Origin of the sequence: Tsukamurella strandjordii (assembly GCF_039525985.1) — a bacterium.
In the GTDB taxonomy this organism is placed as follows: Bacteria; Actinomycetota; Actinomycetes; order Mycobacteriales; family Mycobacteriaceae; genus Tsukamurella; species Tsukamurella strandjordii.
Genome location: NZ_BAAAII010000006.1, coordinates 166,674 through 192,097 on the forward strand (window position 1 = coordinate 166,674; position 25,424 = coordinate 192,097).

Annotated in this window: 17 protein-coding genes; 8 read left to right on the forward strand and 9 right to left on the reverse strand. The window is 69.5% G+C overall.

Annotated elements, in window-relative coordinates; translation table 11 throughout:
- Window positions 1-1,035, forward strand: coding sequence for a Gfo/Idh/MocA family protein (locus ABD108_RS12085; RefSeq protein WP_343930418.1), 1,035 nt, complete (start codon window positions 1-3; stop codon window positions 1,033-1,035).
- Between the two features lie 9 nt (window positions 1,036-1,044).
- Complete coding sequence (locus ABD108_RS12090) at window positions 1,045-1,920, forward strand: sugar phosphate isomerase/epimerase family protein (RefSeq protein WP_343930419.1); 876 nt, start codon at window positions 1,045-1,047, stop codon at window positions 1,918-1,920.
- A gap of 8 nt (window positions 1,921-1,928) precedes the next feature.
- On the opposite strand, the gene ABD108_RS12095 is transcribed toward ABD108_RS12090, so the two are convergent.
- Genes ABD108_RS12095 through ABD108_RS12105 form a run of 3 tightly spaced genes read right to left on the reverse strand, consistent with a single transcriptional unit; the run spans window position 1,929 to window position 5,365 of the window.
- Window positions 1,929-3,116 carry an SfnB family sulfur acquisition oxidoreductase gene (locus ABD108_RS12095; RefSeq protein ID WP_343930420.1) on the reverse strand — a complete coding sequence of 396 codons (1,188 nt, stop codon included), beginning with the start codon at window positions 3,114-3,116 and terminating at the stop codon, window positions 1,929-1,931.
- Window positions 3,113-4,222, reverse strand: coding sequence for a dimethylsulfone monooxygenase SfnG (sfnG, locus tag ABD108_RS12100; RefSeq protein ID WP_220659464.1), 1,110 nt, complete (start codon window positions 4,220-4,222; stop codon window positions 3,113-3,115). The genes ABD108_RS12095 and sfnG overlap by 4 nt, the downstream gene beginning before the upstream one ends.
- Before the next feature lie 24 nt (window positions 4,223-4,246).
- Entirely contained in the window at window positions 4,247-5,365 is a 1,119-nt protein-coding gene (locus ABD108_RS12105) for an LLM class flavin-dependent oxidoreductase (protein ID WP_220659663.1), read from the reverse strand.
- Between the two features lie 231 nt (window positions 5,366-5,596).
- Here ABD108_RS12105 and ABD108_RS12110 point away from each other — a divergent pair, with 231 nt between their 5' ends.
- Together ABD108_RS12110 and ABD108_RS12115 are read left to right on the forward strand one after the other, a co-directional pair.
- Window positions 5,597-8,923, forward strand: coding sequence for a thioester reductase domain-containing protein (locus tag ABD108_RS12110; protein ID WP_343930421.1), 3,327 nt, complete (start codon window positions 5,597-5,599; stop codon window positions 8,921-8,923).
- A 141-nt stretch (window positions 8,924-9,064) separates the two neighbouring features.
- Entirely contained in the window at window positions 9,065-9,658 is a 594-nt protein-coding gene (locus ABD108_RS12115; protein ID WP_343930422.1) for a single-stranded DNA-binding protein, read from the forward strand.
- A gap of 606 nt (window positions 9,659-10,264) precedes the next feature.
- Here the strand turns inward: ABD108_RS12115 and ABD108_RS12120 are convergent.
- The 3 genes from ABD108_RS12120 to ABD108_RS12130 form a co-directional block, all read right to left on the reverse strand.
- A complete protein-coding gene (locus tag ABD108_RS12120) occupies window positions 10,265-10,999 on the reverse strand; it encodes a hypothetical protein (RefSeq protein ID WP_343930423.1) in 735 nt (244 codons plus the stop codon).
- Between the two features lie 11 nt (window positions 11,000-11,010).
- On the reverse strand, window positions 11,011-11,370 hold the full coding sequence (locus ABD108_RS12125) for a hypothetical protein (protein ID WP_343930424.1): 360 nt from the start codon (window positions 11,368-11,370) through the stop codon (window positions 11,011-11,013).
- A gap of 214 nt (window positions 11,371-11,584) precedes the next feature.
- Window positions 11,585-12,796: a cation:proton antiporter domain-containing protein gene (locus tag ABD108_RS12130; protein WP_343930425.1), complete on the reverse strand. Its 1,212-nt coding sequence runs from the start codon at window positions 12,794-12,796 to the stop codon at window positions 11,585-11,587.
- Window positions 12,797-12,951: 155 nt separating this feature from the next.
- On the opposite strand from ABD108_RS12130, the gene ABD108_RS12135 reads away from it, so the two are divergent.
- Genes ABD108_RS12135 through ABD108_RS12145 form a run of 3 tightly spaced genes read left to right on the forward strand, consistent with a single transcriptional unit; the run spans window position 12,952 to window position 16,274 of the window.
- Window positions 12,952-14,364 carry a nitrate/nitrite transporter gene (locus ABD108_RS12135; protein ID WP_343930426.1) on the forward strand — a complete coding sequence of 471 codons (1,413 nt, stop codon included), beginning with the start codon at window positions 12,952-12,954 and terminating at the stop codon, window positions 14,362-14,364.
- 26 nt (window positions 14,365-14,390) lie between these two features.
- Window positions 14,391-15,515, forward strand: a complete 1,125-nt coding sequence (locus tag ABD108_RS12140) for a uroporphyrinogen-III synthase (RefSeq protein WP_305111504.1) — start codon at window positions 14,391-14,393, stop codon at window positions 15,513-15,515.
- 12 nt (window positions 15,516-15,527) lie between these two features.
- The gene (locus tag ABD108_RS12145; RefSeq protein WP_343930427.1) at window positions 15,528-16,274 is read left to right on the forward strand and encodes a sirohydrochlorin chelatase; all 747 of its coding nucleotides are present in this window, start codon (window positions 15,528-15,530) and stop codon (window positions 16,272-16,274) included.
- On the opposite strand, the gene nirD is transcribed toward ABD108_RS12145, so the two are convergent.
- From nirD to ABD108_RS12160, 3 genes are all read right to left on the reverse strand, one after another.
- A complete protein-coding gene (gene nirD / locus ABD108_RS12150; protein ID WP_305111506.1) occupies window positions 16,244-16,654 on the reverse strand; it encodes a nitrite reductase small subunit NirD in 411 nt (136 codons plus the stop codon). The genes ABD108_RS12145 and nirD overlap by 31 nt on opposite strands.
- Before the next feature lies 1 nt (window position 16,655).
- Window positions 16,656-19,205, reverse strand: a complete 2,550-nt coding sequence (gene nirB / locus ABD108_RS12155; protein WP_220659456.1) for a nitrite reductase large subunit NirB — start codon at window positions 19,203-19,205, stop codon at window positions 16,656-16,658.
- A 137-nt stretch (window positions 19,206-19,342) separates the two neighbouring features.
- Entirely contained in the window at window positions 19,343-23,260 is a 3,918-nt protein-coding gene (locus ABD108_RS12160) for a bifunctional nitrate reductase/sulfite reductase flavoprotein subunit alpha (protein ID WP_343930428.1), read from the reverse strand.
- 291 nt (window positions 23,261-23,551) lie between these two features.
- Here ABD108_RS12160 and ettA point away from each other — a divergent pair, with 291 nt between their 5' ends.
- Window positions 23,552-25,225 (forward strand): energy-dependent translational throttle protein EttA, encoded by a 1,674-nt coding sequence (ettA, locus tag ABD108_RS12165; protein ID WP_220659454.1) that lies wholly within the window; start codon window positions 23,552-23,554, stop codon window positions 25,223-25,225.
- Window positions 25,226-25,424 lie beyond the last annotated feature (199 nt).

A 25,424-nucleotide genomic window follows, 5' to 3' on the forward strand; every position in this document is an offset into this window, starting at 1 on the left:
ATGAGCCAGGACCTGCGGATCGCCGTCGTCGGCGCCGGAATGATGGGCGCCGACCACATCCGGCGCATCACCACCGCCATCACCGGTGCCACCGTCTCGGCCGTCGTGGAACCCGATGCCGCGCGTCGCGGTGCCGCGCGTCGCGGTGCCGCGCTCGCCGATGCACCGGGAGCGCAGGGCTTCACGGACCTCGACGGTGCCCTGGCGTCGGGGCTCGCCGACGCGGTGCTGATCGCCACGCCGGGGCAGTTCCACGAGGAGGCGCTGCTCGCGGTGCTCGCCGCCGGGCTGCCCGTGCTGTGCGAGAAGCCCCTGACCAAGGAACCCGAGTCGTCGTGGCGCGTGGTGGAGGCGGAGATGGCGGGCGGGAAGCAGCTGATCCAAGTGGGATTCATGCGCCGGTTCGACCGCGAGTACGAGCAACTGCGGGCACTGATCGCCGATCGCGCCGCCGGTGAACTGGTCATGCTGCACGCCCGGCACCGCAACGCCTCGGTCCCGGCGAGCTACGTGCAATCGATGCTCATCAACGATTCCGTGGTGCACGAGTTCGATGTGGTGCCCTGGCTCGCCGGAGGCGTCGTGCGTTCGGTCGAGGTGAAGTACCCGCGCCGCAACAGTGGCGCTCCCGAACGTCTTCGCGAGCCGATCCTGGTGATCATGGAGCTCGACAACGGCGTCCTCGTGGACGTCGAGATGAACGTCTCCATCGGCTTCGGCTACCAGGTGTCCACCGAGGCGGTCTTCGAGCAGGGCGTGGCCAGGATCGGTGAACCGTCCGGGCTCCAGCTCTTCCAGGCGGGACGGTTCGCCGTGGCGGAGCACGCCGACTACACGACCCGATTCCGCGAGGCCTACGACCGCCAGGTGCAGGCCTGGGTCGACGGTGCGCGGCGCGGCGTGGTGGCGGGACCGTCGGCGTTCGACGGCTACAAAGTGGCCGTGTGCTGCGCCGCGGGCGTCGAGGCCCTCGACAAGGAGGGGCCCGTCACCGTCGACCTGCCCGTGACGCCGGCGTTCTACGCCGAGCGCTAGGGGGCTGTGATGGTCCGAATCGCCCTCGATCCCACGCCGTTCCACAGCACCCACGCGTTCCTCGACTTCTTCGACGTGGCGGCGAGGGCCGGATACGAATGGATCCAGCTCACGCCGCATCCGGAGTTCGTGCCCTTCTTCGGGCATCCGAGGGTGGACCGCGCTCACCTCGCCACGGTGCGCAAACGCGCCGCGGATGCGGGGGTCGGCATCGCCTCGCTGCTCCCGGTGCAGCGGATCTCGTGGCCGGACGAACCGCAGCGGGAGGCCGCACTGCGGAATTTCCGGCGCGTCATCGAGGTCGCCGAAGCGCTCGAGGTCTCCGTGATCAATACCGAATTCAGCGGACGACCTGAACGATTCGAGGAATCGGAGGCGGCCTTCTACCGGTCCATGGAACAACTGATCCCACTGCTCGAATCCGCAGGTATCACCCTGAACTTCGATCCACACCCCGACGACTTCGTCGAGGACGGCCTGGCGGCCTGGCAGATACTGCGTGGGCTGGATTCACCCGCGGTGGGATTCGTCTACGTCGGCAGCCACACCTTCCACTACGGCGATCGCGCGGACAGTCTGGTCCCGGAACTCGGCGATCGGCTCGGAGCGGTCTACGCAGCCGACACCTACGACCATCGCCGCTCGCACGGCCTGCGCTACATCACCAACCCGCCCGGCAACGCCGTGCGCGTGCATCAGCACCTGCGGATCGGCGCCGGCGACGTGGACTGGACGGCGCTGTTCGGGTTGCTCGGCCGCACCGGCTTCCTCGGCCGCGAGGACGCGATCATCTGCTCGAACGTCTTCGCCGAGGACGAGACCGCGGATGAGACCTCCCGGTACCAGCTCGGGCGCATCCGCGAGCTGGTCGCGGCGCACATCTGAGGACCGCGTCAGAGCACGCCGTGCAATGGAGGCGGCACCTGATTGAGGGTGCTGCGGCCGAGGTGGTGCACCTTGTATCGCACCGGATCGTGCAGGGTGTGCGTGCGGGCGTCACGCCAGATCCGGTCGAGGCCCAGATCGCCGCCCGCGCTGCGCGTCCCACTCACCTCGAACAGAGCGGCGGGCACCTCGGTGGCGGCGCGGTCGGCCAGGACCTTCGCGGTGGCGACGGCGATCGAGGCCTCCTGGGCGTGCTCGGCGCCGGGTTCGGCGAAGGCGGTGTCGACGGCCGCAGCGGCCACCGTGAGCGCGGCTTCGGCGGCGCGCACACTCACGGTGAGCTCGCCGAATCGCTGCACCACCAGGAGGTCGTCCTGTGCGCGGTCGACGCCCGCCTCGAACCAGGGGCGAGACTTCGTACGGACGAACTCCGCCGCCGCCTCCAGTGCGCCCCGGGCGAGCCCGGTGTCGATGGCCACATGCAGCAGCTGTGCGAACGCACCGTAGCCGGTGGGCTCGGAGACGGCGGGCGAGCGCGGCACCACCGCCCCGGGCGGGACGGCCACATCGTCGAAGCGCACCGTCCCGCTGCCGGTGGTGCGCTGGCCCAGCCCGTTCCAGTCGTCGAGCACGGTGATGCCGGGCGTCTCCGTCGGAACGAAGGCGATCACCTGTTCCCCCGAGTCGGCGTCGCGGGCCAGTACAGCGAGGATGTGCGCGTACGGCGAGCCCGTGCAGTAGAACTTCTCACCGTCGAGGCGGGCACCGTCCGGGGTCCGGGTGAGCGTCGTGGCCACCTCGGCCACCGTCTTCCCGCCCTTCTCGGATTGCGCGTTCGCGATCCGAGCACCGTCGAGCACCTGCTGGAACAGCGTGCGCTGCAGGCCCTCCGGCGCGGCCAGGCGCAGCGCGGTGAGGTACACGTAGTGGCTGTGCGGGATCTGCGCGAGCGATCCGTCGGCGGTGGCGAGGATGCGGAAGACCTCGGCCACAGTGGACGGCGGCAGATCGGGTCCGCCGAACCGGGCGGGCACCGTCAACGCGAAGAGCCCGGCGTCGGAGAGGTACTCCACCTCGGCGTGCGGAAGCCGGCGATCGCGGTCCCGGTCGGCGGCGGTCTCGGCGAACCGCTCGGCGAGGTAGCGCGCCGAATCGAATGCCGTCTGCGCCGAGTCGATTCCGGGTGCGATGGTCACACCAGCGCCCCGGCGCGGCTCGCCTCGATCTCGCGCACCAGGGGCAGCACCTTCTCGCCGAAGTACTCGATCTCCTCCTGGAAGTGCAGGAACCCACCCAGGATCAGGTCCACCCCCAGCTCCTTGTAGGCCACGATCCGTTCGGCGACCTGCTCCGGGGTTCCGATCAGCTGGGTGCGGAAGCCGTCGTTGTACTGGACCAGGTCCTCGAACGAGGAGTCCGCCCACATGCCACGACCATCGGAGGTGGACTTGCCCGCCTGCTGCACCGCGTCCCGGAAGCCCTCGACCGCGGGCTTGTTGGCCTTCTCGACGATCTCGCGCAGGGTGTCCCGCGCCTCTTTCTCGGTGTCGCGAGCGATGATGAAGCCGTTGAGGCCGAACTTCACCTCGCGCTGCGCCTCCCGTGCCACGCGACGCAGATCGTCGAGCTGGTCGGTGACGCCGTCGAAGTCCTTGCCGTTGGAGAAGTACCAGTCGGCGTACTTGCCGCCGTTCACGCGCGCCGCCGAGGAGTTGCCGCCCTGGAACAGCTCGGGATTCGGGCGCTCCGGGGTGTTGAGCGGCTTGGGCTTGAGGGTGAAGTCGCGGATCCGGTAGAAGTCGCCGCCGAAGTCGACGTTGTCCTCGGTCCAGATCTTGCGGATCACCTCGAGGAACTCGGCGCTGCGCCGGTACCGCTCGTCGTGCTCGAGCCAGGGCTCGCCGAGCGCCTTGAACTCGCCCGCGAACCAACCGGAGACCACGTTGATCGCGAACCGGCCGTTCGAGAGGTGATCCGCGGTGGCGCCGAACTTGGCCAGCACGGCGGGATGCCAGAGGCCGGGATGCACGGCGGCGATCACCTTGAGCTTCTCGGTGGCGCCCAGCAGCGCGAGGCTGAACGAGGTGGACTCGTGCTGGTACTCGGCGCCGTAGCTGGCCATGTACCGCACCTGCGAGAGCGCGTACTCGAAGCCCACGCGCTCGGCGGTCTGGGCCAGCTTCTTGTTGTACTCGAAGTCCCAGCTGGTGCGCTGCTCGATATCGCTGGTCACCAGTCCACCGGAGACATTGGGGACCCAGTAGGCGAACTTGATCTCGTCGGCGATCTTCTCGGTGGTCATGGTGTTCCTTCGGCTCGGGGCTGTCTAGGAGGTGGGGGAGAGGTTGGGCAGGAAGGCCCCGCGCACCGGCTCCGACGGCGAAGTGCCGGCGTCGAGCAGGCCGCGGGCCGCGAGGCGGGGGCGCACGCCCTCGCCGAAGTGGTAGGCCTCTTCCAGGTGCGGGTACCCGGACAGGATGAAGTGATCCAGGCCCAGCGCCGCGTACTCGGCGATGAGGTCGGCCACCTCGTCGTGCGAGCCGACCAGGGCGGTCCCGGCGCCGCCGCGGACCAGGCCCACGCCGGTCCACAGGCCCGGATACACCTGGAGGCTGCGGGCATCGGCGGCTTCGTCGAAAGCCGCACCGCCGCCGTGCAGTTCGCGCATCAGCCGCTGGCCCTCGGACTCGCTCCTGGCGAGGTTGGCCTGCGCCGCGCGGACGGCCGCGGGATCGAGATTGCCGAGCAGGCGGTTCGCCTCGGCCCAGGCCTCCTCGGACGTATCGCGAGAGATCACGTGCAGCCGGATGCCGTAGGTGAGCTCGCGTCCCTGGGCTGCGGCCAGTCCACGGATCCACTCGATCTTCTTGGCCACCTGGGCGGGCGGCTCGCCCCAGGTGAGGTAAGTGTCGGCGTGCTGGGCGGCGACGTCGCCGGCGGCGGGGGAGCTGCCGCCGAAGAAGATCGGCGGCGCGGGCTCGGGGCGCCGCGCCAGCAGGGCGTTCTCCGCCGAGACGTACTTCCCTGCGACGTTCACCGGCTCCGAGGACGTGAAGAGCTGCCGGGTGATGTCGAGGAACTCGCCGCACCGGGCGTAGCGCTCGTCCTTGGTCAGGGTGTCGCCGAAGGCGCGCTGCTCGGACGACTCACCGCCGGTGACCACGTTGAGCAGGACGCGGCCTCCCGACTGCCACTGCAGCGTGCTCGCCATCTGGGCGGACAGCAGCGGGCTCACCAGACCGGGGCGCAGGGCGACGAGGAACTTCAGGGTCTCGGTGGATTCGGTGAGCAACGCCGCCGTGAGCCAGGCGTCCTCGCACCACAGGCCGGTGGGGATGAGCACCGCCTCGAACTTGTTCGCCTCGGCGGCCAGCGCGAGCTGCTTGAGGTAGTGCAGGTTCGCGGGGCGATCGCCGCTCATGCCGCTGCCGTGCCCTCCCGCCATCAGGTTCCGCGAATCGCCGTAGGTGGGCAGGAACCAGTGCAGATGGAGGGGGTTGGGCGAGCTCACGGCAGCCTTCCGTCGATGGGGCGGGGTACGGGGCGCCAGTCCACCACCGCGGGGGCCGTGGGGGCCAGGTTTCGACTCGTGATGCGTCGAACGTGCGGAGCTACCGATCAGTAGCTAAGCTAGGGAATGAGTTAGTTAGAGTTCCGTAGTGAAAAGAGGTGTCAGATGTCGATCGAGACGGTGCAGAACGGTGACCCCGCGACCACTGGAGCCGGCGGGGCAGGGGCCGCCGGCCCACAGGCCGAACGACTCCCACAGGTGATCGCGCGGATCTTCGACCAGTTCGCGGATCGTCCGGCGTTCGCGACGCGGGAGGGCGGTCCGGGCACGCCCTACGTCACGGTCTCCTTCGGCGAGATCTGGCGGCGGGTCACCGCGCTGGCCGCCTCCTGGCGAAGCGAGCTCGACCCGGGCGACTTCGTTGCGATCCTGGGATTCACCAGCGCGGACTTCGTGACCGTCGACCTCGCGACCACACTGCTGGGAGCGCCGAACGTGCCCCTGCAGGCCGGAGCGCCCGCCGCTCGGATCGCCGCGATCCTCGACGAGACCCGACCGAAGATCTTCGCCGTCAGCGCCGATCAGGTGGAGCTCGCGGAAGAGGCGCTGCGCGAGTCCACGGCGACGCCCCGCGTGGTGGTCTTCGACGGTGGGTACGAGGGTTACGAGGGCATCGAGGCCGACGTCCTCGCAGGCGAGGCATTGCCGCAGCCCGAGTTCTTCGCTCCCGAGCCCGATACCGATCCGCTGGTGACCCTGATCTACACCTCGGGCAGCACCGGGACGCCCAAGGGTGCGATGTACACGGAGAAGCTGGTGGTGGACGCCTGGCTCAAGGTGGACAGCATCGTCGATGTGGACATGCCGTCCGAATCACTGCTGCACTTCCTGCCGATGAGCCACATGTACGGCCGCAACTGGCTGATCGCCGGGCTGGCCTCGGGCGGCACCGGTTACTTCGCCGGTGCATCCGATATGTCCACGCTGTTCGACGACCTCGCGGCCGCCCGTCCCACCGCCATCGGGCTCGTTCCGCGCGTGTGCGAGCTGGTACACCAGCGTTTCCTGGCAGTGGAGGCCGAGACCGATGCCGAGACCGCGCGCGTCGAGCTGCGCGACCGCATGCTGGGTGGCCGGCTGCAGGCTGCGATGTGCGGCAGCGCCGCGCTGTCCGCTGAATTGCAGACCTTCATGGAGTGGTTGCTGGGCATCGACATCCAGATCGGCTACGGCTCCACCGAAGCGGGCGGGGTCATCCGGGACGGCGTGATCGTGCGGCCGCCGGTGACCGAGTACAAGCTCATCGACGTTCCCGAACTCGGCTACTTCACCACCGATACCCCGCATCCCCGCGGTGAGCTCCTGGTGAAGTCGAACCAGCTGATCCCCGGCTACTACCACTCCGATAAGCAGGTGCGCGACGACGAGGGCTTCTACCGCACCGGCGACGTGATGGCCGAGCTCGGCCCGGACCGCCTCGAGTACGTGGACCGGCGCAGCAACGTGATCAAGCTGGCGCAGGGCGAGTTCGTGCCGATCGCGCAGCTCGAGGCGGTCTACGCGACCAGCCCCGAGGTGGAGCAGATCTTCGTCTACGGCACCAGCGAGCGGTCGTACCTGCTGGGCGTCGTGGTCCCCGCGGGAGGTCGCGAGGGAGAGACCGATGCCGAGACCCGGACGCGCGTGCTCGACAGCCTGGCGGCGATCGCCCGTGAGAACGACCTCGCCGCTTACGAGCTGCCGCGCGATGTGATCATCGAGCGGGATCCCTTCTCCCAGGAGAACGGGCTGCGTTCCGGCATCGGCAAACTCGTCCGTCCCGCGCTCACCGCCCGCTACGGCGACGCGCTGCACGCCCTGTACGCCGAAGCCGATGCCCGCCAGCGCGAGGGCCTGCGGGCGCTCGACGCGTCGGGTCCCGTGATCGACGCGGTGGTCGCTGCCGCCGCACTCACGCTCGGCGCCGAGGCCGATGACTTCGACGCCGGCACCCGGTTCGGCGACCTCGGAGGCGACTCGCTGTCGGCGCTGTCACTGGCCACCACGCTGGAGGGCCTGTACGGCGTCCCGGTGCCGGTGCAGACGATCGTCGGCCCCACGGCGACACTGGGCGGCGTCGCGGACCACATCGAGCGGGCCCGGTCGGGCGCCGTGGGCGCGCCCACCGCAGCCTCGGTGCACGGGACGAACGCCCAGGTCGCCCGCGCCGCGGACCTGACTCTGGAGAAGTTCATCGACCCGCAGCTGCTCGCTGCGGCACCGGCGCTGCCGGCCGCCACCGGCGAACCCGCCACCGTGCTGCTCACCGGCTCGACCGGCTACCTGGGCCGGTTCCTGCTGCTCGAGTGGTTGCGCCGGGTGGCCCCGCACCGCGGCACCGTGATCGCGCTGGTGCGCGGCGCGGACGCCGATGACGCACGCCGGCGCGTGGTCGCCGCCATCGGCGACGCCGACCCCGCGCTCACCGCGGAGTTCGCTGAGCTCGCGCAGGAGCACCTCCAGGTGATCGCGGGCGACTTCGGAAGCCCGTCGCTCGGCCTGGACGAGGCCACCTGGACCGATCTCGCTGCGCGCGTGGACCACGTGGTGCATTGCGGCGCGTTGGTCAACCACGTGCTGCCCTACGACCAGCTGTTCGGACCGAACGTGGTGGCCACCGGCGAGGTGGTGCGTCTCGCGCTCACCACCCGGCGCAAATCCATCGACTACGTCTCGACGGTGGCCGTGGTCCCGCAGGACGACGGCCGCGTCCTGGCCGAGGACGACGACGTGCGCGTGCACGGCGCCGAGCGGCGCATCGGCGCCGATGCCTACGCCAACGGCTACGCCGTGAGCAAGTGGGCCGGTGAGGTGCTGCTGCATGAGGCGGCGGATCTCGCAGGTCTTCCCGTACGCGTCTTCCGGTCCGACATGATCCTGGCGCACAGCAGGTTCCACGGGCAGTTCAACGCGGTCGATCAGTTCACCCGGCTGCTGTTGAGCATCGCAGAGACCGGCCTGGCGCCCCGTTCGTTCTACGCTCCGGATGCCTCCGGGCACCGTCCGCACTACGACGGCCTGCCCGTGGACTTCACCGCCGAGGCGATCACCACGCTCAGTGCCGCCGGCCGTGAGGGCTACCGAACCTTCCACGTGCTCAACGCCAATGACGACGGCGTGAGCCTGGACAGCTTCGTGGAGTGGATCGAGGCATCGGGCCGCGAGATCGAGCGGATCGACGATTACGACACCTGGTTCACCAGGTTCGAGCAAGCGCTGCAGGCCCTCCCGGACGAGGCACGACAGCGTTCCGTGCTGCCACTGCTGCACGCGGTGCGCGAACCGGCCCCGGCTGCGGGCACATCCGCGCTGTCGGTGGATCGGTTCCGCGGGGAGGTGCGCGACGCGGGCGTGGGCCCCGGCGACATCCCGGTGCTCGATCGCGCGTTGATCGAGAAGTACCTGCGCGACTTCGAGACCGCGGGCTGGCTGCCGCCGGCGCAGAACGGATGAGCGGCTTCCTCCACAGGTAAGCGTATGTAACTTCATTCCTCCACAGGGCCCGTCGCGGACACGGTTCGCGGCGGGCCCTGCGCGTGACACTCGACCCGGGGGCCGGACCGTCCGGCCGCCGACGAGGACGAGGAGGGCGTCATGCCCGGAGTGATGATCTACGCCGCCGGATACGTGACCAACGACCTGACCTATCGAGAATCGGCTCGGGGCGAGCGGCACGACTTCCTGAGCTTCACGATGGCGCACAACAACGGCTTCTTCGACGAATCGGGGACCTGGCGGCAGACCAGCACCTTGTGGCTCAACGTCAAAGCCTTCGGTGCCCTGGCCCGCAATGCCCGGGGAGCGATCGCCAAGGGGCGTCCGGTGCTGGTGCACGGTGAGCTCAAGCACGAGACCTTCGACGGTGCGGACGGGCACAAGCACAGCTCCCTGGACCTCAAGGCCGATTCGATAGGGTTGAACCTCCGGTTGTGCAGTGCGCTGTACACCGGATCGGGGGAGCGGACCCGGGAGGCGTCGTCCGGCACCGTCGACGACGCCGGAGCAACCGAGGGGGGAGCGCTCGACGGTGGGACGTCGCCCACCGCGACCGCGACCGCGGGTGCCGGGGGCGCGGACGGCTCGCCCGACGGGGCGGGTCCCGACGGAACAGTCGTGGTCCGTGGCTTCGACGACGCCGAGGACGCCGGGCGGGAACCCGCCGCTGTCGGGGCGGAACCGCCGTTCTAAGCCCAGCCTGCCATCCGGTAGTCGTCAGGGAGCGCGAGGCCGGGAGAACCGTGCCAATAGCGGTGTCAGCGGTCCCTCTCGATCGGTGTGGCGCACCGCAATATGCTGTCTGAGACCGCGCGGTTGTGGTTCGCCCGGAGCGTGGTCGAAGGAGACTGGCTGTGCATCGGGGGCGGAACGGTTCCAGGCTTCGCCGGCTGCGGCACGGTGAGTATGCCTGTATCGCGTTGGTGGCGGTGCGGCGGTGGTCGATCCTCCCGGTCCTCCCTACCGCGGTCCCCGCTCGCACACCGTTGCGAACCGAACGTCGCATCATCGAGGTGCGCGCGCTGCGCCGCAGGGGCCGACGAGAACTGGTCGCCTACTGTATTGAACCGGGGCGCTGTAATGCCGCTGATTCTTATGCGTCGCAGACCTTCCAGGAGTCGCCTTCCTTGACCAATTGGTATTGCCGCGGACGGTCCGGGGCCGCTCGACAGTGGCACTCGCGGGCTTGTGAAGTACCCGATGGGTTGCTGGTGCCCCGGACGCGGACCATAGGGCGGGGGTTGGTTGTAGGTCATCGTGCAAGCCTCAGGAGGCCGTCATCAATCAGCGGTGAATTGTTCATCGCAGATCCGAACCTTCGGCGTACGCGTAGATCGGTGTGATCATTAGTTGATCCAGCATCTTATCGAAGGGGCCGACGCTCAGCTCGCTGTCCTCATCGAGCAGTGCTTGGCCCGGCGGCAGGTCTGGGGAGACGCAGAGGCTGGTCTGTATTGCGTATCCAGTTACGCGCAGCAGCCGACGGGAATCGATCGGGTCGCGGCCCTCCCAGCCGTAGTCCTCCCAGTCTGGGATGCCGTCTGGTAGTCCCGTCCAGTCCGCGAGATTCGTCATGTGTGACGGAGGGGTAAGTCCGCAGGTTTCGGTGTCCGGGGCCGTGAACCCGGCATGAACGTTGCGGAGGAAGTATTGCGCTTCCCCCGGGAGTGCGTCGAAGAACTCGGGGCCTTCGTCGCCGAAGCTGGCGGGGCTCCATCCCAGCCAGATCGCCTTCGGCCCTCCCACGTCTTCGCAGATGTAAACGAGCATCGGATCGTGCTCACCCGGTGTGGATATGACGCGAACATCGAGTAGGGACAGGCGGAACGCTACGGCGAAGCGAGGGACCAGGCTGAGGAATCCCGGGTTCCATAAGCTGAGGGCGCTGTCGATTCGTTCTTGCGGGTCCGTCGACTGCAGCATCGTCGTCCACGTTGCCGGCATGCGAGGGTGTGTTGCGGACTGAGCATCCAAGACGGTGAACTGTGCTCGCCCATACGGTGCGAATGCAGCTTCAACCTCCGCCTGATCCATGGCTCTTCTCCTCATCCTTGCGTATTGCTGTCGGCGAGTGCGCTGATCAGGAGCTTCAGCTCCGCACGCTTCTGCTCTTGTAGTCGGGAGTATTCTTCCTGCCAGGTCTGGAGAACGCCTCCCATGTTCTCCACTGCTCGGGATCCCTCTTTCTTGTTGGGAGTCCTTCCGAGCCATGCAAGGTTCGTTGGTGTATTCATCACTGCCCATTGCTGGTCAGGTGTGAGTTCAGTAAACCGGGGCAACTGGGCAATCTCGGCCTTCGGAACGATGTGATCGGGGCTCACGGCCGCTAACCCGTTCATCGGACCACCCACCACTCTGCCGTATTCCTGCCCTGTCGCTGGATCGGTATCGGTTGGTGATGGCATCGGCTAACCCTGAAGCTCGATCTGGGGATACGGGTATACGGGGCGCTCAGGCCTGCCGCACCGGGCCGGGGAGATCGCTGCTGTCGCCGGGCGACGTACCGGAGGTGGAGGAGGCCGAGGGCGAGGCGATCGAGGAGCTCGGCACCGGGTACCGACGGGGTGGCGGACGAGACGTCCCAGCCCTCGCTCGCCGCCGTGCCCGACTTCTGATCGGCTACTGCGCGGAGCGGTTCCGGACCCGCCGGTCGTGGCCGGCCACGGCGACGGGTGCGCCCACGGTGTGCAGCACGATGCTGCCCAGGACCACGAGGGAGGCGATCGCCAGGACCAGTTCGGCCGGGTCGCCCTCGGGCAGAGTGTTGTACGCGATCAGCGCGAAGACGATCGTGGATGTGCCGCGCGGTCGGAGCCAGCCCAGCGCGAGCACTTCGGACCGGGGGAGCCCACTGCCGATCTGAGCGATCGCCTCCGGCAGCACCCGGAGCACGGTAAGCGCCAGCGCGGCGAAGGCGAGGATCTGCCAGGGCACGCCGTCGCCGAGCGCGACCACGATCACGGCGCCGAAGACGAACCACATCGCGGCGGTCAGTAGCGCACCGACGTCCTCGGTGAGACCGACCTCGGCGCTCGCGGCATCGCCGCGCCGGAACCGGTAGACGATCCCGCAGATGAACGCGGCGACGAATCCGTTGCCACCCAAGCCCACCGCCGCGGCATAGGTGAGGAGGGGGATCGCGACCAGGGCGAGGCGGCGGGTGCGCTCCGTGGACCACCCCGCGCGGTCGCTGTGGATCACGGCGGTCTCGGTGATCAGGCCCATCACGGCACCCACGGCCAGGGCGATGAGGGACGCCGGTGCGGCGTTGACGAGTGCCGCGAGCGGATCGTCGCTGTCGTTGGCGGGGTTGGCCCAGAGCAGGGCGAACAGAAAGATCGGGGTCACCAGTCCGTCCGTGTACCCCGACTCGACCGTCAAGACGTCGCGCACCCGCTCCGGCACGTGCCGATCGCGCAGCAGTGACGGCGCCGAGGCGAAGTCGATCGGGGCGATCACGCAGGCCACCAGGAGGAACATCGACCAGCCGAGGGCGGGGAGCAGGAAGGAGGCAGCCACCATCGTCAGCGCGAGTGCGACGGGGATGCCGATCAACAGCCCGCGCGCCGCGAGCCGGGGGTAGCGGCCCAGCAACGACCCCCGGACCTCGGTGGCGTCGACGAACAGCAGGACCGCCAGGATGATCTCGGCCGCCCGCTGAGCCGCGGTGGTGTTCAACGCGGCGGCGATGGAGCCCTGCGCTGCCAGCCCCACGGCCGCGCCGGCGAGCACCATCACCAGCGGAGCGGAGACCCACCATCGCTCCATCCGGGTCGCCAGGAGGCACCACACGATGAAGGCGCAGGTCCCCGTGAGGATGGCCGGAATCATGCGGCGATTGTCTCACTGCACCGGCTCACCGCCGAGCAGCTGCGGTTGTGAGAACGGGTTTACCGCCGGGACACGCGCCGGTGCGGGCCCGCAACATGGCTTCCCTACCTTCGGGACATTCGATTCGCGTTCCGAAGGTGCACAGGAGGTCGACAATGGCGCGCTCACACACGATCACCGATTGGGATCCCGAGAACACGCAGCAGTGGGAGTCCGGCGGTAAGCAGATCGCCAAGCGGAATCTGTTCTGGTCGGTGATGGCCGAACACGTCGGATTCTCCGTGTGGTCGCTGTGGTCGGTGATGGTGCTGTTCATGCCGCAGGACGTGTACGGACTGACGACCGCCGACAAGTTCCTCATCGGTGCCACCGCCACCCTGGTGGGATCGCTGCTCCGCCTGCCCTACACGCTGGCCACAGCCCGTTTCGGCGGCCGCAACTGGACCATCTTCAGCGCCTTCGTCCTGGCAGTCCCGGTGATCGCGACCATCGTGATCCTCGCCAATCCCGGTCAGCCGCTGTGGGTGTACCTGGTATGCGCGGCGCTCACGGGCTTCGGTGGCGGCAACTTCGCCTCGTCGATGACCAACATCAACGCCTTCTTCCCCCAGCGGCTCAAGGGCTGGGCCCTCGGGCTGAATGCGGGCGGCGGCAACATCGGTGTGCCGGCGGTCCAGCTCGTGGGCCTGCTGGTGATCGCCACCGTCGGCGATCGCCAGCCGTACTGGGTGTGCGCGGTGTACCTCGTGCTGCTCGCCGTGGCGGGGATCGGAGCCGCCCTGTTCATGGACAACCTGCAGGTGCCCACCGTCGACACCGCGGCCATGCGGAAGGCGACCACGGATCGCGACACCTGGATCGTCTCGCTGCTCTACATCGGTACCTTCGGATCGTTCATCGGCTTCTCCTTCGCGTTCGGTCAGGTGCTGCAGGCCACCTTCAAGGCCGGCGGGGACACCGCCGCTCAGGCCTCGCTGCACGCGGCCCAAATCGCCTTCCTCGGTCCGCTGCTCGGCTCGATCTCGCGGGTGTACGGCGGCAAGCTCGCCGACCGCATCGGCGGCGGCCGAGTGACGCTGTACGTCTTCGCCGGCATGATCGCGGGCGCGGGCGTGCTGATCACCACCGCGACGCGGGCGGGTACCGCGGCGCCCACGGGCGCCACGATGGCGGCGTACGTCGCCGGATTCATCGCGCTGTTCCTGCTCAGCGGTCTGGGGAACGGCTCGGTGTATAAGATGATTCCTTCGATCTTCGAGGCGAAGTCGCGTTCGCTCGACGCCGATGAGGCCACCCGGACGCACTATTCGCGAGCGATGTCCGGTGCCGTGATCGGGATCGCGGGCGCGATCGGTGGCCTCGGCGGCGTGGGAATCAACCTCGTACTGCGCGCGTCGTACCAGTCCAGCGGGACCGCGACCACCGCCTTCTGGGTGTTCGGCGCGTTCTACGTGATGGCGGCGTTCGTCACCTGGAAGGTCTACGTGCGTACGCCCGCGCCGCGCGGACATGGCACGCTCGACGGGACACACCGTCGTGGTGCGCTCAGCACAGCCGCTGACACGTGACGGTGATCGAACCGGAGAGGAGTCCGATGACTGAGGCCTCGGCCACCCCACTTCTCGGATTCACCGTGGCAGTGACCGCCGCGCGCCGCGCCGACGAGCTATCCACTCTGCTCGAACGGCGCGGCGCCGCCGTGGTCGCCGCCCCCGCGATCGCGATGGTGCCGCTGTCCGACGATGCCCGGCTGCGGGCCGCCACCGATGAGCTGCTCGCGGCGCCGCCCGATCTGCTGGTCGCGACCACCGGCATCGGGTTCCGCGGCTGGCTCGAGGCCGCCGAGGGCTGGGGCGTGGCCGAGGAACTACTCGGCGCGCTGGGCGGCGGACGGGTGATCTCGCGCGGGCCCAAGGCCACCGGTGCGCTGCGCGCCGCAGGGCTGCGGGAGGAGTGGTCTCCGAAGTCGGAGTCCTCCGCAGAGGTGCTCAGCCACCTGGGTGGGGAGGATCTGCACGGGCAGCGTGTTGCCGTCCAGTTGCACGGCGCCACGGACGACTGGGACCCCAATCCCGGTCTGCTGGACGGCCTTCGCGCACTTGGTGCCGAGATCGTCCCGGTGCCCGTCTACCGGTGGGAGCAGCCCGACGATCTGTCCGGTCTGGACCGGATCGTGGAGGCGATCGCGCTCGCCGACGTGGACGCGGTCACCTTCACCTCGGCGCCCGCCGCCGCCTCGCTCCTGGAGCGCGCCGGCGAACTGGGGGTGTCCGGTTCGGTGCATGCGGCGCTCACCGGCCCGGTCACCGTGTACTGCGTCGGACCGGTCACCGCGACCCCGCTGCAGCGGGTGGGCGTGCCGTCCGTCACGCCCGAGCGAATGCGGCTGGGTGCCCTCGCACGGCTCGTGGAACAGGACCTTCCCACCCGCAATCCCGACCTGCCGGTCGCCGGCCACCGGCTCGGCGTGCGCGCTCGGGGTGCGGTGGTCGACGGTGCGGAGCGCGAGCTCACCCCCACCTCGATCACTCTGTTACGCCTGCTGGCCCGCGAACCCGGGGCCGTCGTCGCGCGTGACGAGATGCTCGCGGCGCTGGGCGGTGAGGACCCGCACGCGGTGGAGGCGGCCGTCGCGCGCCTGCGGACCGGCCTGGGGCACAAGGAGATCATCGCCACCGTGGTCAAACGCGGTTACCGGCTCGCGCTCGACGAGCACTGACAGGAGCACGACATGGGAACCCTCCTCGTGGCGCACGGCACGCGCAGCGCACACGGCGTCGCGATGATCGGTGACCTCGCGGCCGCGATGGCCGACCGGCTCGCCGAACCGGTGCGGGTGGCCTTCGTCGATGTGCTCGGCCCCACCCCGAGGGAGGTGCTCGCCGGTCTCGACGGTGAACCCACGGTGGTGGTGCCGGCGTTCCTGTCCAGCGGGTTCCACGTGCAGCACGATCTGCCGCGGGAGGTGGCGGAGTCCGGTCACCGGGCGGTCACCGTCACGGACGCGCTCGGCCCGTCTCCCGAACTCGCTCGCGCGATGCTCGGCCGCCTGATCGATGCAGGTTGGCGTCGCGGCGGTGCGGTGGTGATGGCCGCTGCCGGGACGCGGGACCCGCAGGCGCAGGGCCAGATCCGGGCCATGGCCGCGATGCTGTCGGCGCTGGTGGGAAGCCGCGTCTCCATCGCCTTCGCCTCGCCGCCGAAGGACGGTTCGGGCTACGCCTGCGTGCCGGAGGTGGTCTCCCGGGTGCGCGCCGACGGTGCGCGCACGGTCGCCGTGGCGTCGTATCTGTTGGCGGAGGGGCTGTTCCAGCAACGTCTGCGTGAATCAGGGGCCGATGTGGTGGCCGAGCCCCTCGGGCTGCATCCCGCGGTGGTGCGCCTGGCGGTGCTGCGCCGCCGGCTCGCGGGATTCGCCGTCACGGGCACGCGCGGGCTGGGCAGCGACTACGCGGACTCCGGCCGAGGCGCCCGGTAGCCGAACCGGATCTCGGGCGAGTTGGCGACGAAGACGGTGCCGTCCAGGGAGATCCGTGTGTCGTAGACCGGGATCGAGACGCCGGGTGCGTCCAGGCAACGACCGTCCAGCAGGCTGAAGGCCTGCTTCTTAAGCGGCGACTGCACCACCGGGAAGCCGCCGCGATCGCCGACGATCCCGCGGGACATGACCGCGGCGCGACCGATCGGGTCGATGTTGCCGATCGCCCGGATGCTGTCGTCCGCGAGCCGGAACAGGGCCACCTGCGCACCGTCGGGCAGCAGCACCGCCACGCCGCGCAGGGGTTCGAGGCGGCTCACCCGGCAGGCGGCGGTCCAATCGCGGGTCCACCGATGCAGATCGAACGGAACCGTGGTCATCTCAGGCCTCCTGTGCGGTGAGCGAGGGCTTGCGGGCGGGGAACGCAGGCGTCCCCATGAGGACGGGGACCTTGCGGCCGTTCTTCTCGCCGAACTCCACGGTGGGATCGGGAGCGCCGGGGGCGTTGACGAAGGACACGAACCGGGCGAGCTTGTCGGGATCGTCGAGCACGCCCTTCCATTCGCAGCCGTAGCCGTCCACGTGCCGCTCGACCGTGGCCTCGAAATCGGCGTTGAGGCCGAGGGCGTCGTCGATCACGACCGCGCGCAGCCGGTCCATGCCGCCGTCGAGGGCCTCCACCCAGGGCGCCGTGCGCTGGAGCCGGTCCGCTGTGCGGATGTAGTACATGAGGAACCGGTCGACGTATTTGATCAGTGTCTCGCGGTCGAGGTCGCCCGCCAGCAACTGCGCGTGCTTCGGAGTCATACCGCCGTTACCACCGACGTACAGGTTCCATCCGGTCTCGGTGGCGATCACGCCCACGTCCTTACCGCGGGCCTCCGCGCATTCGCGCGCGCAACCGGAGACGCCCATCTTGATCTTGTGCGGCGAGCGCAGGCCGCGATACCGCAGCTCCAGGTCGATCGCCATCTGCACCGAATCCTGCTGGCCGTACCGGCACCAATCGCTGCCCACGCAGCTCTTCACGGTGCGCAGCGACTTGCCGTAGGCCTGGCCGGATTCCATGCCCGCGTCCACCAGCCGGCGCCAGATCAGCGGCAGCTGGTCGACCGTGGCACCGAACATGTCGATCCGCTGACCGCCGGTGATCTTGGTGTAGAGCCCGAAGTCCCGCGCGATCTCGCCGATCACGATGAGCTGCTCCGCGGTGACATCGCCGCCGGGCATCCGCGGCACCACCGAGTAGGTGCCGTTGCGCTGGATGTTCGCCAGGAAGTGATCGTTGCTGTCCTGCAACGAGGCCTGCTCGCCCTCGAGGATGTGGTCGGAGCTCGTGGACGCGAGGATGGAGGCCACAGTCGGCTTGCAGATATCGCAGCCCGTGCCCGAGCCGAACCGCTCGATCAGGCCGGAGAAGGTGCGGATGCCGCTCGCCTGGACCAACTCGAAGAGTTCGGCGCGGGACTGGGAGAAGTGCTCGCACAGCGACTTCGAGACGGAAACGCCCTCGGCTTCGAGGAGCTGCGAGAGCAGGGGCACGCACGAACCGCAGGAGGTACCCGCACCGGTGCACCCCTTGAGCTCGGCCACGGTGCACGAGCCGTCGGCGATCGCTGCGCACAACGTGCCCTTGGTGACGTCGTTGCACGAACAGATCTGCGCCGCGTCGGGCAGCGCACCCACGCCGATACCGGGGGAGTCGCCGCTCGACGGTGCGATCAGCGACACGGGATCGCCGGGCAGCGACGATCCGACCAGCGGACGCAGCACGCCGTACTGCGAGGCGTCGCCCACGAGCACGCCGCCGAGCAGGGTGGAGGCATCGTCGGAGAGCACCAACTTGGCGTAGGTACCGCCGATGGGATCGCTGACCACCACGTCCAGCGCGCCCTCGGTGGTGCCGTGCGCGTCGCCGAAGCTGGCCACATCGACACCGAGAAGCTTGAGCTTGGTGGACATGTCGGCGCCGGGGAACTGCGCATCGCCACCGAGTAGGCGATCGGCCACCACCTCGGCGGAGGCGTAACCGGGGCCCACCAGGCCGTAGCAGCGGCCCTCGATCGCGGCGACCTCGCCGATCGCGTAGACGGCCGGATCGGAGGTGACGCAACTGAGGTCGGTGATGACACCGCCGCGCTCGCCCACCACGATGCCCGCGTCGCGGGCCAGCTCGTCGCGGGGCCGCACGCCCGCGGCGAAAACCACGACGGCGGCGTCGATCACGGATTCGTCCTTGAGCGTGACCGCCAACCCGTGCTCGGCGGCGGCGATCTCAGTGGTGCCGGACGACAGGCTGATGTCGATGCCGAGGTCCGCGATCATCCGGGCCAGGTGCTCGCCGCCACCGGAATCCACCTGCTGCGGCATCAGACGCGGGTTGACCTCGACGACCCGTGGGCGCAGGCCCAGCGTGCGCAGGGCATTGGCCGCCTCCAGGCCCAGGAGTCCGCCGCCGACCACGATGCCCACGGCACCGTCGGAGCGGTCCACGGCGGCGTTCGCGTCGGCGCGGATGGCGTCGAGATCGTCGAGGGTGCGGTACACGTGGCAGCCCGGCAGATCGTGGCCCGGAACCGGCGGCACGAAGGCGTACGAACCGGTGGCCAGGACGAGGGCGTCGTACGACGTGGTCTCGCCCGACTCCGTGGTGACCGTCTTCGCCGCCCGGTCGATCGCCGCGATCCGGCTTCCGAGCCGGACGTCCACCAGGTCGTCGCCGGCGTAGTCGTTGCCGGACAGCGCCAATGCGCTCCGGTCCCACTCGCCGACGTACGAGGTGAGGCCCACGCGGTCGTAGGCGGCGTCGGCCTCCTCGCCGAAGACCACGACGCGCCACTCGCCGCCGCCGTCGCGGGCTCGCAGTGCCTCGACGAAGCGGTGGCTGACCATGCCGTGTCCCACCACGACCACTGTGCGCGGGGCGTTCATTCGAGTCTCCTCTCGCCGGGATCGATTGCCCGAAGCTGATGGAAGCCACGCTATGGAGCGGGTGTTGCGCGCGGGTTCTGTCGCGTTGCGCCGCCGTCACGGCTTCCTCACACCCGCCGCTTCCGCGGTGTGAGCTGTCAGTAGACGTCGCGCACGTAGCGGTGCTCGGCCGAGAGCGCCGCCACGTAGGCATCGGCGCTGCGCGGCGCCATGTGGCCGTGCTCGGCGACGATGCCGCGCAACGCCTCGTCCACATCGCGGGCCATGCGGCTCGCATCGCCGCAGACGTACACGTACGCACCGCCCCGGATCCATCGCCACAGCTCGGCGGCGTTCTCCCGCATGCGGTCCTGCACGTAGACCTTCTCCGCCGTGTCCCGCGAGAAGGCCGTGTCGATGCGGGTGAGCACGCCGTCGGCGGTGAGTGCGTCCAGTTCCTCGCGGTAGTAGAAGTCGGTGGCGGCGTGCTGCTCGCCGAAGAACAGCCAGTTGGGGCCGGTCGCGCCGGAGTGCGCGCGATCGCGCAGGAAGCCGCGGAAAGGCGCGACACCGGTGCCGGGACCGATCATGATGACCGGGGCCTGCGGGTCGTCGGGTGGGAGGAAGGCACGCGTCGGCTGCACGAACACCCGCACCTCGTCACCCGCCGTCAGGCCGGCGAGGTGCGACGAACACACGCCGGCGCGGCGAACGCCCTCGTGCTCGAAGCCGACCACCGAGACCGTCACCGATACCCGATCGGGGTCCTCCCGTGGGCTCGACGAGATCGAGTACAGCCGGGGAGTCAGGGGCCGCAGCAGCGCGGTCCACTCCTCGGCGTCCGCGGTCACCGGGTGCGCGGCGAGCAGATCGGGGAGCTGGCGGCCCCAGGTCCACTGCGCGAATCGGGTGGGTTCGTCGATCACCGGCTGTAGCTCGCCGCCCGCGGAGGACCGGCTCGCCACGAACCGCAGGAGCTCCGGTGTGATCCGGGTGAGGTCCTTGTGCTCGAGCCCCTCGGTGTCCCGGTCGACTCCGGTGCGGGCGCAGAACTCCTCGATGATCGCGCCCGAATTCCGCGGCCACACGCCGAGCGCGTCACCGGCGCGGTAGCTCAGCTCCGACGCCGGGAGCGCGAAGGTGAACCGGCGGACGTCCTTCGCAGACCCGGGGCCCGAGAGCCGCTCGGACTCCAGGAGAGTGGTGCGCAGTGGATGGTTCCGCGACGGCGCCGAATCCGCCGGGGACGGGGTACTGGCGGGTGCCGTTCCCGGGGCGAGCGCGGTGGTGACGGTGCCGAGCCACGCCGCGGCGGTGTCCGCGTAGTCGGGTTCGCAGGAGGCGCGCGGCGCGATCCGCGTGGCCCCGAGATGTTCCAAGCGGGCGTCCAGCTTGCGGGCGAAGCCACAGAAGTCGGCGTACGACGGGTCCCCGAAACCGAGAACGGAGAACCGCAGGTCGGTGAGGTCGCCGGGTTCGGCCGCAGCGAGTGCGTCCCACAGCGCCACGCCGTTGTCGGGTGCGTCGCCATCGCCGGTGGTGGCCACCACGAAGACCACGGTCCCGGTCAACTGGGACGGTGCGAGCAGCTCCGCGCCGACCACCGTGGTGGTGAGCCCCGCGCCGGCCAGGGCGGTAGCGCAGTCGGCGGCGTAGGCCTCGGCGGTCCCGGTCTGCGACGCCCAGACGATGGTGACGGCAGGATCCTCGTCCGGGGATCCGGTGTCCGCGGCGGAGCCGTACACACCGGCGAGAACGCCCTCGAGCCAAGCGCGGGCGATCGGTTCGAGGGGCGCCGAGTGCGGCACCGTCGGAACGCCGGACGGCGGAGCTGCACTCAGTCCGGTGAGGAGGCCACCGAGGAATCCGGACGCCTCCGCGCTGAGCTCGCCGGGCCCGGAGGTGTACGGCGCGAGCGCCGCCGCCAAGGGCGAGGCCGGCTGTTGCGGGGCCGGGGCGGCCGTCGTCGATTCGGCGGGGACCGGGGTCAGCGCGACGGCGCTCACCTTGAATTCGGGCTGCAGCGACTCGGGATCGACGGCGTCATTGGTCACCGCGTTCACGGCCACCTCCTCTCCGAAGGCATCGGCGAAATGCATGGGGGCGAAGCAGACTCCGGGGCGTACCGCCTCGTCCACCTCCACGGGCAGGGTGGCACCGCCGCGCCGGCTGGACACCCGCACCTGCGTCCCCGCACGCAATCCCATCCGCTCCGCGTCCTCGGGATGCAGCTGGAGGAAGGGGGCGGGGTTGAGGCGGTTGAGCTTGGCGACGCGGCCGGTCTTGGTCATGGTGTGCCACTGGTGCGCGAGCCGGCCGGTGGTCAGCAGCATCGGGTACTCGTCGTCCGGCAGCTCCGCCGGTGGCAGGTAGGGGCGCGGCAGGAACCGGGCGCGCCCCGACGGGGTCGCGAACCGCAGACCGCGGTCGGCATCGAGGTAGCGGATGGGGTTGCGGTCGGGGGCGCCCGGCGGCGCGGGCCACTGGACCGACCCCTGCTCCAGCCGCGCATGGTCGACTCCCCGCACGTCCCATCCGGTCCGCGGATTGTCGAAGGCCTTGAGCTCGTCGAAGACCGCCTCGGCATCGGGGTAGTCGAAGTGCTCGCCGTAGCCGAGTTCCGCGGCGACGAGACAGATCAGCTTCCAGTCCGGCAGCGCGTCCCCGGGCGGCGCGACCGCGGCGACGGTGCGGGTGAGGTTGCGCTCGGAATTGACCATGACCCCGTCGGTCTCGGCCCACAGCGCCGCGGGCAGCACCACATCGGCGTACTCCGCCGTCTCCGACCCGGTGTACGCGTCCTGCACCACCACCAGGTCGACGGATCGGAGCGCGTCGATCACGGTGGACCGGTTCGCCATCGACGCCACCGGATTGGTGCAGATGATCCACGCCGCCTTGATGTTTCCTGCGGCCATCTCGCGGTACATCTCGACGGTGCCGGTGCCCGCCTCGGTCCGGATGGTGCCCGCCGGCAGGCCCCACAGTTCCTCGACGTGCGCACGGTCGCCGTCGTCGAGGGCGCTGCGCTGGCCCGGAAGGCCCGGCCCCATGTAGCCCATCTCGCGGCCACCCATGGCGTTCGGTTGCCCGGTCAGTGAGAACGGTCCCGAACCGGTGCGGCAGATCGCGCCCGTCGCCAGGTGCAGGTTGCACAGGGCGACGGTGTTCCAGGTGCCGTGGGTGGACTGGTTCAGGCCCATCGTCCAGAGGCTGGTCCAGTTCGCAGCCCCCGCGATGAGCTCGGCGGCGGCATCGATGTCGGCGGCGGCGAGACCGGTGATCTCGGCGACGCGATCGAGCGGGTACTCCTCGAGGAGCGGTGGCATAGCGTCCCAGCCCTCGGTGTACCGGTCGACGAAATCCCGGTCCACGGCGCCCTTGCCGACCATCAGCGCGAGCAGCCCGTTGAGCAGCGCGAGGTCGGTGCCCGGACGGATCGGCAGGTGCAGGTCGGCCTTTGCAGCGGTCGCCGTGCGCCGCGGGTCCACCACGATCAGCTTCGCGCCGGCCTTGACCCGGTCCATCATCCGCAGGAACAGGATGGGATGGCAGTCCGCCATGTTGGCGCCCATCACCAGGAAGACGTCGGCGTGGTCGAGGTCGTCGTAGCTGCCGGGCGGCCCGTCGGCGCCGAGCGACTGCTTGTATCCGGTGCCCGCGCTGGCCATGCACAGCCGTGAGTTCGATTCGATCCACTGCGTGCGCAGGAAGCCCTTGGCGAGCTTGGTGGCGAGGTACTGCGCCTCCAGCGTCATTTGGCCGCTCACGTAGAGGGCGATCGCGTCCGGCCCGTGCGCGTCCCGGATCGCGCGCAGGCGGCGCCCGGTCGCGGCGATCGCCTCGTCGAGGGCGACGGTGCCCCGGGCGTCGTCACGGGTCCCTCGCATCTCGGCGCGGGCCTGCCGGCCCCCGGCCGTCAGCAGATCGACGGTGGTGCTGCCCTTCGTGCACAGGCGGCCGCGGTTCGCCGGATGGCTCGGCGTGCCGAAGGACTTGGTGACCACGCCGTCGCGTACTTGAAGTGTGAGGCCACAGCCCACCCCGCAGTACCCGCACACCGTGTCGATGTCCATATCGCACACGGTGCCCGCGCGGTGTTTCCGGGTTCCGGCCTCATTGTTACGGCGGTGTGTCGACCTCCGCCCGCCCGTGCGCCCCACGGTGTGAGCGAAATCGGCACCGAAAATTCACAATGCGAAGCAATGGCAGTCGTGATCGCGGGCGAGCGTGTCGCCGCGGCGGTACGCTCTCGCGACTGACGGCACGCCTCGGCCGGTGTGGACGACGCCGGAGGAGTCGGTAGGCTGGAGACGTTTGCCCCCGGCACCCCGGTGGCAGTATTCGCGTGAGACAGGGCAGGGACTGTGGCTGAGTTCATTTACACGATGAAGAAGGTGCGTAAGGCGCACGGCGAGAAGGTCATTCTCGATGACGTCACGATGTCGTTCTACCCCGGTGCGAAGATCGGCGTGGTCGGCCCGAACGGTGCGGGCAAGTCGTCGATCCTCAAGATCATGGCCGGACTCGACCAGCCGAGCAACGGCGAAGCCTTCCTGGACCCGGAGGCCACCGTCGGCATCCTGATGCAGGAGCCGCAGCTCGACGAGACCAAGACGGTCCGCGAGAACGTCGAGGACGGCCTGGGCCAGACGATGGTCAACCTGCGCCGCTACAACGAGGTGGCCGAGCTCATGGCCACCGATTACACGGACGAGCTCATGGAGGAGATGGGCAAGCTGCAGGAGCAGCTCGACGCCGTCGATGCCTGGGAGGTCGATTCGCAGATCGATCAGGCCATGGACGCGCTGCGCTGCCCGCCGGGCGATGCCCAGGTGACCAACCTCTCCGGTGGTGAGAAGCGCCGCGTCGCGCTGTGCAAGCTGCTGCTCAGCAAGCCCGACCTACTGCTCCTCGACGAGCCCACCAACCACCTGGACGCCGAGTCGGTGCTGTGGCTCGAGCAGCACCTCGCCAGCTACCCCGGCGCCGTCCTCGCCGTGACCCACGACCGGTACTTCCTCGACCACGTGGCGCAGTGGATCTGCGAGGTCGAGCGCGGCAAGCTGCACGGCTACGAGGGCAACTACTCCACCTACCTGGAGAAGAAGGCCGAGCGCCTCGAGGTGCAGGGCAAGAAGGACCAGAAGCTGCAGAAGCGCCTCAAGGAGGAGCTGGCGTGGGTCCGCTCCGGTGCGAAGGCCCGGCAGACCAAGAACAAGGCCCGCCTCGAGCGCTACGACGAGATGGCCGCCGAGGCCGAGAAGCACCGCAAGCTCGACTTCGAGGAGATCCAGATCCCCACGCCGCCCCGTCTGGGCAACGTGGTGGTCGAGGTCGCCGACCTGGACAAGGGCTTCGACGGCCGCGTGCTGATCAAGGACCTCAGCTTCACCCTGCCGCGCAACGGCATCGTGGGCGTGATCGGCCCCAACGGTGTCGGTAAGACCACGCTGTTCAAGACCATCGTCGGCCTGGAGGCCCCGGACTCGGGCGATGTGAAGGTGGGCGAGACGGTCAAGCTCAGCTACGTCGACCAGAACCGCGCCAACATCGACCCCAAGAAGACCGTGTTCGAGGTGGTCTCGGACGGACTGGACTACATCACCGTCGGCCAGAACGAGATGCCCTCGCGCGCCTACGTCAGCGCCTTCGGCTTCAAGGGCCCGGACCAGCAGAAGCCCGCGGAGGTGCTCTCCGGTGGTGAGCGCAACCGCCTGAACCTGGCCCTGACGCTCAAGGAGGGCGGCAACCTGATCCTCCTCGACGAGCCGACCAACGACCTCGACGTGGAGACCCTGAGCTCGCTCGAGAACGCCCTGCAGGAGTTCCCCGGCTGCGCCGTGGTGATCTCCCACGACCGGTGGTTCCTGGACCGCACCTGCACCCACATCCTCGCGTGGGAGGGCAATGTCGAAGAGGGCCAGTGGTTCTGGTTCGAGGGCAACTTCGAGGCCTACGAGGCGAACAAGGTCGAGCGGCTCGGCGCCGAGGCGGCGCGTCCGCACGCGGTGACGCACCGCAAGCTCACCCGCGACTGATCTCCGCGGTCCCACTGCGCACCGGCGACGGCGCCCACTCCTTTCCGAGGTGGTGGGCGCCGTCGTCGTTCATTACTGGCCCGTAGCCCCCGGTCCGGCCGTAGTGTGGTCGGCGGAGCTAGAAGCTCCGTCACACCTTGGCAACGGCGCCGCGTGCTGACCCTGCATTTCGCGTGTCCGCTGCCACGACCCGCAGGAG

Bases quoted from the DNA above. Each gene is read 5' to 3' on its own strand.
- ABD108_RS12085 (WP_343930418.1), top strand. From the start codon at position 1: ATGAGCCAGGACCTGCGGATCGCCGTCGTCGGCGCCGGAATGATGGGC.
- ABD108_RS12090 (WP_343930419.1), top strand. From the start codon at position 1,045: ATGGTCCGAATCGCCCTCGATCCCACGCCGTTCCACAGCACCCACGCG.
- sfnG (WP_220659464.1), bottom strand. From the start codon at position 4,222: ATGACCACCGAGAAGATCGCCGACGAGATCAAGTTCGCCTACTGGGTC.
- ABD108_RS12105 (WP_220659663.1), bottom strand. From the start codon at position 5,365: ATGGCGGGAGGGCACGGCAGCGGCATGAGCGGCGATCGCCCCGCGAAC.
- ABD108_RS12110 (WP_343930421.1), top strand. From the start codon at position 5,597: ATGTCGATCGAGACGGTGCAGAACGGTGACCCCGCGACCACTGGAGCC.
- ABD108_RS12115 (WP_343930422.1), top strand. From the start codon at position 9,065: ATGCCCGGAGTGATGATCTACGCCGCCGGATACGTGACCAACGACCTG.
- ABD108_RS12120 (WP_343930423.1), bottom strand. From the start codon at position 10,999: ATGGATCAGGCGGAGGTTGAAGCTGCATTCGCACCGTATGGGCGAGCA.
- ABD108_RS12125 (WP_343930424.1), bottom strand. From the start codon at position 11,370: ATGCCATCACCAACCGATACCGATCCAGCGACAGGGCAGGAATACGGC.
- ABD108_RS12130 (WP_343930425.1), bottom strand. From the start codon at position 12,796: ATGATTCCGGCCATCCTCACGGGGACCTGCGCCTTCATCGTGTGGTGC.
- ABD108_RS12135 (WP_343930426.1), top strand. From the start codon at position 12,952: ATGGCGCGCTCACACACGATCACCGATTGGGATCCCGAGAACACGCAG.
- ABD108_RS12140 (WP_305111504.1), top strand. From the start codon at position 14,391: ATGACTGAGGCCTCGGCCACCCCACTTCTCGGATTCACCGTGGCAGTG.
- ABD108_RS12145 (WP_343930427.1), top strand. From the start codon at position 15,528: ATGGGAACCCTCCTCGTGGCGCACGGCACGCGCAGCGCACACGGCGTC.
- nirD (WP_305111506.1), bottom strand. From the start codon at position 16,654: ATGACCACGGTTCCGTTCGATCTGCATCGGTGGACCCGCGATTGGACC.
- nirB (WP_220659456.1), bottom strand. From the start codon at position 19,205: ATGAACGCCCCGCGCACAGTGGTCGTGGTGGGACACGGCATGGTCAGC.
- ABD108_RS12160 (WP_343930428.1), bottom strand. From the start codon at position 23,260: ATGGACATCGACACGGTGTGCGGGTACTGCGGGGTGGGCTGTGGCCTC.